The organism is Paenibacillus sp. Aloe-11 (assembly GCF_000245715.1).
Lineage (GTDB): Bacteria > Bacillota > Bacilli > Paenibacillales > Paenibacillaceae > Paenibacillus > Paenibacillus kribbensis.
In genome coordinates, this window is record NZ_JH601059.1 from 52,049 (window position 1) to 65,032 (window position 12,984).

At 47.2% G+C, this 12,984-nt stretch carries 11 protein-coding genes and 1 pseudogene; 2 read left to right on the plus strand and 10 right to left on the minus strand.

Going from position 1 to position 12,984, the window contains the following annotated elements:
* The 4 genes and pseudogenes from WG8_RS28755 to WG8_RS18420 form a co-directional block, all read right to left on the minus strand.
* Positions 1-301: pseudogene (locus WG8_RS28755) on the minus strand (family 1 glycosylhydrolase); the annotation flags it as partial.
* Positions 302-324: 23 nt separating this feature from the next.
* Positions 325-1,143, minus strand: a complete 819-nt coding sequence (locus tag WG8_RS18410) for a carbohydrate ABC transporter permease (RefSeq protein WP_007431731.1) — start codon at positions 1,141-1,143, stop codon at positions 325-327.
* Complete coding sequence (locus tag WG8_RS18415) at positions 1,143-2,036, minus strand: carbohydrate ABC transporter permease (RefSeq protein ID WP_007431732.1); 894 nt, start codon at positions 2,034-2,036, stop codon at positions 1,143-1,145. The genes WG8_RS18410 and WG8_RS18415 overlap by 1 nt, the downstream gene beginning before the upstream one ends.
* Positions 2,037-2,109: 73 nt before the next feature.
* Complete coding sequence (locus WG8_RS18420) at positions 2,110-3,438, minus strand: ABC transporter substrate-binding protein (protein WP_007431733.1); 1,329 nt, start codon at positions 3,436-3,438, stop codon at positions 2,110-2,112.
* Positions 3,439-3,734: 296 nt separating this feature from the next.
* On the opposite strand from WG8_RS18420, the gene WG8_RS18425 reads away from it, so the two are divergent.
* Positions 3,735-4,775 (plus strand): LacI family DNA-binding transcriptional regulator, encoded by a 1,041-nt coding sequence (locus WG8_RS18425; protein WP_007431734.1) that lies wholly within the window; start codon positions 3,735-3,737, stop codon positions 4,773-4,775.
* Between the two features lie 93 nt (positions 4,776-4,868).
* Here the strand turns inward: WG8_RS18425 and glpK are convergent, their stop codons facing one another.
* Together glpK and WG8_RS18435 are read right to left on the minus strand one after the other, a co-directional pair.
* Positions 4,869-6,362, minus strand: coding sequence for a glycerol kinase GlpK (gene glpK, locus WG8_RS18430; protein WP_007431735.1), 1,494 nt, complete (start codon positions 6,360-6,362; stop codon positions 4,869-4,871).
* A gap of 31 nt (positions 6,363-6,393) precedes the next feature.
* Entirely contained in the window at positions 6,394-7,215 is an 822-nt protein-coding gene (locus WG8_RS18435) for an MIP/aquaporin family protein (RefSeq protein ID WP_007431736.1), read from the minus strand.
* A 341-nt stretch (positions 7,216-7,556) separates the two neighbouring features.
* Between WG8_RS18435 and WG8_RS18440 the strand changes: the two genes are divergently transcribed.
* On the plus strand, positions 7,557-9,035 hold the full coding sequence (locus tag WG8_RS18440) for a PTS transporter subunit EIIC (RefSeq protein WP_007431737.1): 1,479 nt from the start codon (positions 7,557-7,559) through the stop codon (positions 9,033-9,035).
* A 147-nt stretch (positions 9,036-9,182) separates the two neighbouring features.
* Here WG8_RS18440 and WG8_RS18445 read toward each other — a convergent pair whose 3' ends face one another.
* The 4 genes from WG8_RS18445 to WG8_RS18460 form a co-directional block, all read right to left on the minus strand.
* Positions 9,183-10,304, minus strand: a complete 1,122-nt coding sequence (locus tag WG8_RS18445; RefSeq protein WP_007431738.1) for an acyltransferase family protein — start codon at positions 10,302-10,304, stop codon at positions 9,183-9,185.
* Between the two features lie 84 nt (positions 10,305-10,388).
* Positions 10,389-11,009, minus strand: coding sequence for a malonate decarboxylase holo-ACP synthase (locus WG8_RS18450; RefSeq protein WP_007431739.1), 621 nt, complete (start codon positions 11,007-11,009; stop codon positions 10,389-10,391).
* Entirely contained in the window at positions 11,003-12,676 is a 1,674-nt protein-coding gene (gene mdcD, locus WG8_RS18455; RefSeq protein ID WP_007431740.1) for a biotin-independent malonate decarboxylase subunit beta, read from the minus strand. Before mdcD ends, WG8_RS18450 begins: the two co-directional genes overlap by 7 nt.
* Complete coding sequence (locus WG8_RS18460; protein WP_007431741.1) at positions 12,666-12,965, minus strand: malonate decarboxylase subunit delta; 300 nt, start codon at positions 12,963-12,965, stop codon at positions 12,666-12,668. The genes mdcD and WG8_RS18460 overlap by 11 nt, the downstream gene beginning before the upstream one ends.
* Positions 12,966-12,984: the final 19 nt, after the last annotated feature.

Sequence of the window (12,984 nt, forward strand, 5' to 3'; positions counted from 1 at the left end):
AGAGCAACCCCTGTTCGTTAACCACGCCGGGTGCGGGAATAATGCGCGGCCAGGCCACGGAAAAACGGTAATGTAAAAAGCCAAGCTGCTTCATTAATTGCACGTCTTCCTTAAAGCGATGAAAATGGTCACAAGCCATATCTCCGCTGTCACCGTCTATCACCTTCCCCGGCACTTGACAGAACGTATCCCAAATGGAAGGCGTTCTTCCGCCCTCAGCAGCACCACCTTCAATTTGATAAGAAGAGGTTGAGGTTCCCCACATAAACGCGGCTGGAAATAAAAAGGTATTCTCACTCATATTCGGTATCATCCTTTCAGGAATCAAGACTTCACAGCTCCGGCCATTGCACCGCCGACAATAAAGCGCTGGAGGAAAATATACAAAATAACCAGCGGTAGTGTAACAATCAGAATACCGCAAGCCAGTAGCGGCCAGTTGTTCATGTATTGTCCGTAGAAGGAGAACAACCCCTTGGTCACCGGCTGATACGCAGGATCAGACAAATAAATGGTAGGACCTATAATGTCGTTCCACGCCCCGATTGCTGTCAAAATAATGCCTGTCGCCAGCACCGGCTTCATCAGTGGTACAAGAATCGTAAACAAATAGCGGGAATACCCGCACCCGTCCATTGCAGCCGCTTCATCCAGCTCTCGGGACACAGACTTGATATATCCTACAAACATCAGGAAGGCAATGCCGGTCCCCGTTGTTTTCAGCAAAATAAAACCAAGCTGCGTATTGTACAGTCCCAGACTATTAATGAGGGCAAATTGCGGAATCAACGGGTTCGGGAGATACATGGATATCAGGAAAAACACATAAAAGAAGGCGCTGAACTTGACGTATCCCCGCGCCAGTGGAAAAGCCGCAAACACGGATATTACCAACGTTAATAGCGTAGATGCTCCTGTATACAAAATGCTGTTCCACATGTACTGAGAGAAGTTCCCTTTTTCCCAGGCATCCATGAAATTCTCCAAGCGCAGACCCTGGGCTATAGCCACAGGATCAATCAAATACTCACTCTGAGTCTTCATCGATACATTAAAGAGGTAGAAAAGCGGAAATAAATATAGGGAAAGCATGAGCAGTACGATAATGTAGCTCAATAGTTTTGTTCCTTTGGAGCTGCTCATTACATTTCTACCTCCCTTCTGCGCAAGTAATACAGGGCAATCATGGATACCGTAAACACGAACAGGAACTGGATCATAGCTACTGCAGAAGCAAGGCCATAATCTGCCGTACCGGAGCCGAAGGCTGTTGCATACACATCAAATGCAAGTGTCGTCGTGTTGAATTTACCGCCTGTCAGCACATAAATAATGTCAAAGGTTTGCAAGGCTCCGATAATGGACAGCAGCATATTGACGGTGAAGGACGGCGCAATCATCGGAAAGGTAATATTTTCGAACGCTTTCCACCCGGAAGCACCGTCCATATACCCTGCTTCATATAAATCATTGGGAATGGATTGCAGTCCGGCTAAGAAAATAGTCATTGAGTAACCCATGTACATCCAAATTTGCACGAAAATAATCAGTTCAAAGGCAATATCATAATCCCCGAAAAAGTTGGAGCTGGTTCCAAAAAAGTTCATCATGGCTTGCGCAGGACCGCCAAGCGGATTGGCAATCAGCTGCCAGATCAGACCGGATACCGTTACCCCAAGCACAACAGGCAGGAAAAACACAGCGCGGTAAAACACATCACCTTTGAGCTTTTTATTAATAAGGACGGCCATGAACAGCCCTACTGCATTTTGAATCACAACCACTGCTACGGCAAAATATAAGGAACGACCAATAGAAGCGATACGATCTCCTGAATCAGAGGAGGTAAAGAAGGTCGTATAATTCTCGAATCCGACAAAATTCCATGATTGTCCCGGAACACCTGATGCATCTGTAAAGGAAAACAGTACGGTCACCATGGAGGGACCAAAGCCAAGAAGCAAATAGAGCAGCACCGGAATACTCAGCAAGAGATACGGCATTAACCGGGCCGTGCCCTTTCCGAAGGGATACATGGGCCTCACACCTTTTTACATTATTATGGGAGCTTTACCGTTGCCAATCTGCGCTCATGCAAAGCCTATTGATTTATTTAGGGGCTGCCGCATCCCAATCTGCCTGAGATTTTTGGGCAAGCTCCAATGGTGTCTTGAGCGGACCCGCAGGTGCCAGAAATTCCGCATGTACGCTGGCATCCTTGATGTACTGTCCAACATTTTTACGATTGATAAACAGCTGATCCCAGGAGAGCTTGAAGTTTTCCAAGGAAGGCTGGATTTCATTAACAAATTCACTGCTTATCTTCACGTCAGGCTGTGTTGGCAAAAATCCGGCGGCGTTCACAAAATCCGTGTAGTTCTGCTTCTCGGAAAGCATTTCAAGCCATTTGATCGCATATTCCTTGTTGGGCGACTTTTCCACTACCATCCATGTCATATCATACTTGCCTGCAAGGTTTTTATTTTTGGCAGGATCATTGCTGCCCGGAATCGGAAAATAACCAAATTTCATCGCTGGATTGGCTGTCTGGATCGTAGTTGCATCCCACGTGCCATCCGCAATCATAGCTACACGCCCTGTAGCAAACAAACTTGGCAAGGTTCCATAGTCAATCCCCATAAATCCACCAATGGCATTGTTCATCAATATTTGTGTTTTTTCCAGCACCTCAAGCTGGACGGGGTCTGTCAGCTTCGTCTTTCCTGTCCACAGCCCTTTGATATATTCCAACTGATCATCATGAATAGAGGCCTGAAGCCCTTGGACAGCAAGATTAATAGGCCATACATCCTTACCGCCAAAACCAATCGGTTCTACGCCGTTATCCTTGAGCACCTTCATCACATGTACCAGCTCATCCCAAGTTGTGGGCACAGCAAGATTATATTTTTCAAAAATCTCTTTGTTGTAGAACAAACCTGTCAGGGCCACCTTACCCATATTCACACCATATACCTTATCCTTATAGGTCATGGCATTTTTGACATCTGTAGGATTATAGTTTTTTATAAAAGCCTGATCTGACAGATCGGCTATTAGTCCTCCATCAATCCATTGCTTCCACATTGGATCAGCTGCTCCCTTGGACCATTCCTGCGGTGCGCCTACGAAGCTGAATTTCAGAGGAATTATGTCAGCATCACCGGATGAACCAGCATTCATACGTGTTTGCATCAGTTGATCATACGTTGAGTCAGCAGGTACCGTCGTATACTCCACCTGAACATCCGGGTACTTCTCTTCAAACCTTTTATTAAATTCCTTTATATAGTTATTAATATTCTCCTGCTGCCAATGAATAATCTTTAATGTGACCTTTTTATTCCCGTCCTGTGCAGCTTCGCTACCTTTACCACAAGCGGCCAACACAACAATTAAAGCGGTTACAAGAAGTAATGAAAAACTTTTTTTTAACATTGCAGAATCCCCCCATATAATCTTAAAATAAATGCATTCATACATTACGAAAGCAGTTTCGTATCCTACATTTACCATTATGTAACGAATGATCTGTATTTGTAAATAGAGATTTGCAAAATATCAAAAAAAACATAAACCATCTCCAAAATAAACTTACATTCCCATGATGTGCTAAACTATTCTCCTAAGAGCGCGGTTGACTCTCCTCTATGAGGTAGCATAGAATACGAGTAACCATTAAATTTAGATTGCAAAAACAAATCAACTAAACTAGTTTAGCTTCGGAGGATTTCATGAATATAAAAACAATAGCCAGTATGGCAGGCGTTTCGGTGGCAACGGTTTCGAAAATCATCAACAATTACACGGATATCAGTGAGGAAACCCGGCAGCGGGTACTTAAAATAATGGAGGAAACAGGCTATAGACCCTCCTCCTCGGCCAAAACGCTTGCTACCAAAAAATCCAATCTGGTAGGCGTTATATTCGCTGGCAAGCTAAATGTTGATTTTAGCCATCCTTTTTTTGTAGATATCATTAATGTCTTCAAAAAACAGATTGGCTTGCTCGGTTACGATCTGCTGTTTTTTTCAAATGAAAAATTTCTGGATAATGGAGAAGACTATTTGGCTCGTTCGAAATATTTTTCAGTGGACGGGTGCATTATTATTGCTGGAGATGAGGTGGAAAAGAGCGTTTTTGACCTCGATGCCAGCCCCATCCCCTGCATCGGCGTTGATATTGAACTAACCGGAGCCAGTTCCTGCTATATTATGTCCGACAATCAGAAAATTTCCATGAAGGTTGTTGAGCATTTTTACATGAATGGCTACCGCGATATGGGTTTTATAGGCATTGAACGCCCATCCTTGGTCATTAAAGAGAGAGAAGAAGCCTTCGTCACTTCACTAAAACGGTTTAGTCTTGATGTCAAACCCGAATGGATTGTGTATGCTAAAGACTACGCAGCGGAAGATGGATACCAGATCGCAAAGGCGTGGATACAGCAAGGAGAATTGCCAAAGGCTATTTTTGCGGCTACCGACCTGCTTGCCTTTGGTGCCATCCGTGCTTTTAAGGAAAGTGGCTTGAGAGTACCCGAGGATATAGCTGTAGTGGGATGTGATGATATAGAAGCCTGTCGTTACACCGATCCTCCACTGACCACTGTAAAACAGGACAAACAAAAAATAGGCCGACTAGCCGCTATGGTGCTGTTCGACCTGATGAACAAACAGATGGAAACGAAATGTATTAAAGTAGAACCAGAGCTAGTCATTCGCAGCTCCTGCGGAGCCCGGCAAAATTGGAATCCTGCGCTGGTCAAGGGCTAGTATACCTCAGAGCTACATGACTGTGCCGCGCAAAATGGACACTTTTTCTCAAAGTGCCCATTTTGCGCGGCATTTGTATTTTAATCTGAGAAGCTATTTGTAGGCCATCGCTGCGTTCACGGCCTTTTTCCAGCCTTCATACAAGCTGGCTCGCGTTGTCTCATCCATCGTAGGGACAAAAGTACGTTCCGCCCTCACACGCTTGCGAAGCTCATCCATGCTGTTCCAGTATCCAATCGCCAAACCTGCCAGACATGCGGCACCCAGTGCCGTCGTCTCATGAATAACAGGCCGCTCCACCGTAGCATCCAGAATATCACTCTGGAATTGCATCAGAAAATTGTTCAGTACAGCTCCTCCATCCACCCGCAGCATTTTCACAGCAATGCCGGAATCGATCTCCATCGCCGTAAGCACATCCTTCGTCTGATAAGCGAGTGACTCCAATGTGGCACGGATAAAATGCTCTTTTGTAGTTCCCCGTGTCAGTCCGAACATCGCTCCACGCACCTCACTATCCCAGTAGGGACTGCCCAGTCCGACAAAAGCAGGTACAAGATACACCCCTTCTGTAGAGGATACACGGGCCGCATAGGGCTCACTATCCTTCGCTTCCCGGAACATACGCAGACCGTCGCGCAGCCACTGGATCGCAGAACCTGCTACAAACACGCTTCCCTCCAGCGCATATTGCACTTTACCTTCCTCCAGCCCCCATGCGATGGTCGTAATGAGACCATGCTTGGATTCCACAGGCTGATCCCCCGTATTCATCAGCATGAAGCAACCTGTGCCGTAAGTATTTTTGATCATCCCTTTTTCATAACAAGCCTGACCGAACAAAGCTGCCTGCTGGTCACCCGCTGCACCGGCAATCGGTATATTCTGACCAAAGAAATGATAATCCACCGTGTGCGCATAGACCTCAGAGGAAGGTCTTACCTCAGGCAGCATGATTTTGGGCACACCGAGAATGTCGAGCAGCTCTTCATCCCACTTGAGCTCATAAATGTTATACATCAGCGTCCGGGCTGCATTGGAGTAGTCCGTCACATGCGCGGTTCCACCAGAAAGCTTCCAGATCAGCCACGAATCAATCGTGCCGAATAACAAGTCACCCCGCTCTGCCTTTTCCCTCGCACCCTCCACATGGTCCAGTATCCACTTCACTTTGGTGCCGGAAAAATACGGATCGATCAGCAGCCCTGTTTTACTGTGAAACAGCTCCTCATGCCCTTGCCGCTTCAATTCCTCGCAGATGTCCGAGGTTTGGCGCGACTGCCATACGAGCACATTGTACACAGGCAATCCCGTATTTTTGTCCCAAACAGCTACCGATTCCCGCTGGTTAGTGATACCGATGGCGGCAACCTGGTTTGCCTTTACCCCGGATTCGGAAAGACAGGATGCGATGACTCCCAGAATGGAGCTCCAGATTTCATTTGCATTCTGCTCCACCCAGCCGGGGTGGGGAAAATATTGCGGAAATTCCCGTTGAGCGGAATACACCACATCTCCTTCTTTATTGAACAAAATCGCTCTTGAGCTTGTCGTTCCTTGATCCAGTGACAAAATATATTTTTCCATCGTTCATCTCTCCCCTGTAAATCAATCCATTTTATACGGTTAGTTTGTTGGTGATAGAGCTTTTATAAGTACGACTGAAACGGAAGGTAACCAGTAGTACAATCACAATGATGCCTAGCATAATCCAAAAAGCCGGACTTGCATATCCTTTAAATACAGCCTGGTAGAACAGCCCTCCGAAAGAGCCGCCCAGCAGCGGTCCTACAATGGGCACCCACGCATATTTCCAGTCAGATGCCCCCTTGCCGGGAATCGGTAGTAAATAATGTACAAGACGCGGGCCAAAATCCCTCGCCGGATTAATGGCATAGCCCGTCGTCCCGCCAAGGGATAAACCGATACTCACTACCAGAAAACCCACAATCAACGGATGCAGGCCCTCTGTAAATGAATTTGCGCCAAGCGACTGTAAAGCAAGAACAAAGATGAAAGTACCTATCATTTCACTAAGTACGTTGGCGAATGGATGATCCATAGCCGGTCCTGTGGCAAATACACCAAGTTTGGTGGCTGTGTCCTCCGTCTCTTTCCAATGGGGCCAATAATGCAAAACCACAATCACAGCACCTGCCATGGCACCAAGAACCTGAGCCATAATATAGCCGGGAACGTCTTGCCATGGAAAGACACCCTGAAATGCCAACGCCAGCGTCACCGCCGGATTCAAATGCGCTCCGCTGATTTGACCTACGGCATACACTGCAATAGCAACCGCAAGCCCCCATCCCATTCCGATGACAATCCAGCCGGAAGCGTGGGCAAATGATTTTTTCAGGGATACCCCTGCGCACACTCCGCTACCCAGGACAATCAGAATCATCGTCCCTATAAACTCGGCTGTGTATGGCGACATACAACCTACCTCCCAATAGATCACCCGATTTTTAATCGCTTTCATTGCGTGTCAAAAAAAGAAAAGCCATCACAAACCGCTCCCGTGTTTAGCATGGGATGTCTGCGTGGCTCTCCTGTCTCCGTCACGATTATTAACTTAAATTTGATATTATATAAGCATGTAAGCGATGTCAACTACAAATTTACATTGTTCTATGTATCCAAATAATCGTTGACCATGTCAGATTCCTCGCTTTATGATGTAAAAAAATGGGCAGCTTGGCGGCTCTTTTGAGTTGTTGGTAAATATTTCAGAGAGAACATGTTACTCACAAACTGAACGATGAAGGGAAGAAGGTTATGCTGAAATTACTGCAAAAAATCGGAAAGTCTTTAATGCTTCCGGTAGCCACGCTACCCGCGGCAGGAATATTGCAAGGGCTGGCTCTGATCAACTATGAGACGGATATTCCGCTTGGCTCTGCGGTAGGCGGCTTTTTGAATCATTATGTCACTCCTTTTTTGAACGAAGGCGCGGGCGCCATCTTCGGCAACCTGGCATTAATCTTTGCCATCGGTGTTGCTATCGGCTTGGCAGGCGATGCGGTTGCCGCACTATCTGCAGTCATCGCCTATATGGTACTGACCCGAATTTTAGCGGCAGTACCGGGCATTTTCGCATATATCCCCGATGATGTTAAGCTGGATATGGGGGTGCTGGGTGGTATTTTTATCGGTGGATGGTCCGCTTATCTGTTCAAAAGATATCATAACATCCAGCTTCCGGATTGGCTCGGCTTCTTCTCCGGCAAACGTTTCGTCCCCATGATTACCGCCTTCACCACCATGATTTTAGCCGTTCTGCTCGGTATGATCTGGAGCCCGGTACAAGATGCGATTGCAACCTTCGGCAACTGGATCGTCGGCTTCGGCGGCATAGGATCGATGGTGTTCATGATTGCCAATCGGCTGCTGATTCCGCTCGGTCTGCACCATGTACTAAACTCTATCGCGTGGTTTCAGATTGGCGACTATACGAATGCGGCTGGCGAGGTTGTTCATGGTGACCTGACCCGTTTCTTTGCAGGCGATAAATCGTCGGGTCTATTCATGTCCGGCTTCTTCCCCATTATGATGTTCGCTCTCCCGGCAGCCGCCCTTGCATTCATCCATACAGCCAAACCTGAAAAACGCAAAGCGGTCGCTTCTATTTTCATCGGATCTGCGCTCGCATCGTTTTTGACTGGAATTACCGAGCCACTCGAATTTTCCTTTATGTTCATTGCACCGCTGCTTTATGGCGTCCATGCGCTGCTTACAGGTCTGAGTGGCCTGATCATGTACCTGCTGGATGTCAAACTCGGCTTTTCTTTTTCAGCAGGACTCATCGACTACTTAATCAACATGAAGCTGTCCACCCACCCGCTGCGAATGATTGCAGTCGGTCTGGCTTTTGCCATCGTATATTATTTCCTGTTCCGGTTTATCATTGTCAAATTCAATCTCAAAACTCCCGGGCGTGAAGACGATGTAGAAGACAGCCTCCTTTTGGATACGGACCAAGCCATACCCATTGAAAAGCCCGAAGCCCCATTCGACAGCCAAACGAGCTATGCAGAAAAAATACTGGCCCAGCTTGGCGGTTCGGACAATATCCAAAGCATTGATGCATGTATTACACGGCTGCGGCTGGTTGTCAAAAACGACCATGCTATAAACGACCATGCCCTCAAAAAGCTTGGGGCTTCGGGAATCATCAGACTTGGCAACGGTGCAGTACAGGTCATTTTCGGTACCCGGTCCGAAACGCTGAAAGATGAAATACAGCGGTTGATGTAAGTAAGTTCAGATTCACAAAAAGGGTATCTCTACAATCATCGAGATACCCTTTTGGATTGCCGTCAATCTGCTAATAACTGAAATACAACTAAATTATGATGTCATATACACGATGTTACATGTATTGTTTATTTTTTAGCACTTATCTTAGTGATTGTTGCTGTGTGCTCCTTTTTGTCTCAGAAATACCCCCTCAGCCCACACCTTTAGCTGCGCAAAGGCATAGACGACGCCGAAGGAGCAGGCTACAGTCGTCAGATAAACCAACAGAAGCCCCACGAAGAAAGGAAGCTGGCCTATCAAGTCACCAAACAAACGCAGCACGATGACCAGAATGAACACATTCGCTGTAAAGGCCCGGTACGCGTAAGTAGATAACCATTTGTAATAGGGAAGTGAACGGGAATTCAAGCTGATCAGATGCCTTGCCAGCATGTAAATCAGGAATATCACGACCAGACTGTACAAGGTCATGGACGGCTTCAGATAAATCAGATTTCCGAAGGACATATCCTCAAATCCAAAACCGAAAAATTCGTGATTTGTCCAAATGAGAATAAGAAGCATTGCCGGAATGAGTATGAACTGAATCCGGCGCAGCACTCCGTCGAACTGTTTCTTATATACCCAAGCGATTCCACCTAGTAAAGCATAAATAAAATAACTAACGAAAAAGCGGTCAAGGTAACGCAGACTAATCGAATATGCTCCTCGGAATACAAAGGTATCGTACATCCATAGCCACGCTCCGAAGATCACGAAGCTCACAATAAGCAGCGGAATGACCCGCTTAGGCTTAGCCAGGTATTTGTAGCAGATGAAAATAAGGACTGGCATCAGCAATTGAAATTGCAACATCATCACCGTGTACCAAAACTGTGATGATGCATTACCGAGCACAAATGACTCGATGAGCGTCCAGAATGATGTAACGTGCTGATTAACCTGAATTTCCGGGAAGAAAATTAAGCCAGCCGCTGCCCACAGTAAATAAGGAATCACGAGCTCACCGAATTTTTCCTTGTAAAAGTGGGATACCTTCGTATGCTGATTACTTTTCACCATCCCATATACAATGGCAAAGATAAAGACTGGCGCAGTATACTTTACTATATTGAAAATGACACCTAATAAGGCCAGGTTATCGTTAGTGTGTGCATACTTCAGAAACATCCCCAGAACGCTTTGCAAGATCGCTCCGCTGACGGCAAACACCTTTAAGATGTCGCTTTCATTAATATTAACTTTTTGGGCTGTAGTGTTTTCCATAATACGCACTTCCCCTTTGAGAGCTTATGTTTGCATACATCAAATGGTCGTGCATTCCTCCCTTTTGCCGTTGATTATAGCTCCTTATTGCCAAGGATTACGAACGAGCTTGGGACCCGAAGAAGTTCGCAGCACCACAGTACTGGCCCGTCTCTCAAGAATTTCGCGCAGAACGTAGGCACCGTCTCTTGTCTCCAATTGAATGTCAATTCGAACACCCAGATGCTCCAACTTGTGCACAATTCTTTCAGCTGCTGCATAATCAATAACCTCGGAACCATCTATAACAAGGTCAAGATCACTCGTTTCCTTCACAGTTGGGTATTGCGTTACTATTTCGAATCCTGCACTTCCCACTGGTCCCCAGCGCCAATCCAGCATGATTTCTACTAATAAATCCAGCACCTGCAGGACAGGCTGTTGCCGTCTTGTTGCAGATAAACAGTTCCACATCTGGCGCTCCGCTATCGCATAAGGAGACACGAGCTGGCACACGCCCTCCGGGTCAAGCAAGGCAGATTCCCGTTGATTTCGCTCTGTTCCACGTATTCCGACAGGAATATGACTATTTGCTAATAGTCCAGCCCTGCGAACGACTACAAAGGGGGCCCGCCTCAGCGAGGCGGTTACCCACTCCTTGTCTTCGTAGAAGGAGAGATATTTCAAATTGGACACTTCGATCAGATCATGTGGCCGAATTACCATTGCTCCGAAAGCGCTTGTCGCACGTTATTAGTTGCCGTACGCCCACCTGCCAGAGCTTCCTTGGTCTGCAAGCGGAAGCTAAGGTCACGAGGCGCTCCTTTCGTACTCTCAATAGCCTCGGAAATGGTCCGTTCCACAATGGCTACATCACTGTTCTGTGGATCGTCCGCCTGGATTCCGCTCAGCAGCGAATATAGTGCTCCCAGAGTACTGTAGCTGCGCACATCGTAGGCCATGGCTGGAACTTTCTTGGTAGCTTCATCAAGCTCGGCAATCGTCCGCTTGGTGATTCGGGCAGCAGAAGCCTTGGACATGGCCTGAATATTAACCTTGCTGTCATCCAGTGCGATCAAACGATTCGATTGCAGCCCATGCGCGAGGAAGCCTCCGGAAATCGCGTTGCCGACGATCACACCAATGACCGGATGACCCTCTAATCTAGCGGTTGCATAAGCATCTGCACTTGCAGCGAGGGCAAGGCTGATGCCGACCATTTCTTCCTTATAGCCGTAGGCTTGACTCGGTACATCAATGATGGCAATGATCGGACGTTTGGTTTCTTTTTTCTCATCCTGACGGATTGCGTCCTTGATGACTTGAGCCACCGTCCAGCCTTCAAGCATACCGACCTCGCCGTTTCTGACACGCGGGAATCGGTTGGAGGCATCCGGAACAATGGCGACATATCTGCACAATTGTCCGTTCTTTTCCACATCGGCCGCAAGTACGGAAGGAACATCGCTGACTGGGTGAGTAATGCCCGTCAAGCGGGAGAACCAGCGATAGCCTCTACTGTCCGAAATATCGGCCGCGCCCTCTTTTGCCAGCGGGACAGGCTGCTGCACAGGCTGTATCTGCTTGTAAAATTCGCGATAGCGCTCAGGTGTCCAAGGTTCTGTAGGATCAAGATTGCTTAACAGGGTCAGATAGAAATCGATTTGCTCTGTTTTAGCAGGCTTTGCCGGTGCCTTGAGCGCAGTATCAATCGCTTCGATAACTGCATCCGTCGTATCTTCCACCACTTCGTCAATCAATCCGGTTTGGAAGCGCTGGTTGACTCCGATTGTGTTCCAAATCAAGGCTTTGTCGCTTGAATCGAACTCCATAACCCCTGCTTCCTGCTCAATGACCTCCGGCCCGTTCAGACCGAGGCGCGCTTTCTTCGTAGCAATCAGAGTGGTAAACAATTCTGCAGTAATGGACATTCCCCCAAATGCCCCTACGCGGCCCGGAACCAGCCCGATAACTGGAACGTATTTACGCAGGCCGACGATCTGGGTCGCAATCTCCGAAATCGACAACAACCCATAGTTCGCTTCCTGTAGACGAACGCCCCCTGTATCGAAGATCATGATGGGATATAGTTTGTTCCCTCTCTCATTCTCTTTCAGTACCAGTTCGAGCGCTCCGGAAATTTTGGCACCGCTGACTTCTCCAATGCCCCCTCCTTGAAAAGCGCCTTCCATCGAAATGATCAAGACTTTCTGCTTTCGTATTTCGCCAAGAGTTAGAATGATTCCATCATCACTCTGAGGAACAATGCCTTGCGGCTCAAGGTGCGGGGATTGGATTTGGTCCAACGGCCCAAGCAACTCCCGGAAAGTCCCCTCGTCCAATAACGCTCTGGCTCTCTCGCGTCCATTCAGCTCTACAAAACTATTCTGCATAGTCAAGCACCTCCAGCACTTGCGTAAATCTAAGCATGACTACCCCCGGAGTGGCTCCGAAGTCATGAACCGTAATATTGGCAGTAATCGGATAACGGTTAAAAAAACGGGTCAGCACATTCTCCCATACTTGTCCAAATCCATCACTGCCTGTTAAAATGCTAACGCTGGTGGTCTGGCCTTCCACAGGCTCTACAATAATCTCCAAATCCCCCGAACCGACAACACCGATATGTGCCGGCTTACGGATGGGCTTTGTTGTTTGATATTGAAACTGTAATTTTTCCATCCTTCAGGAACACCTCCAA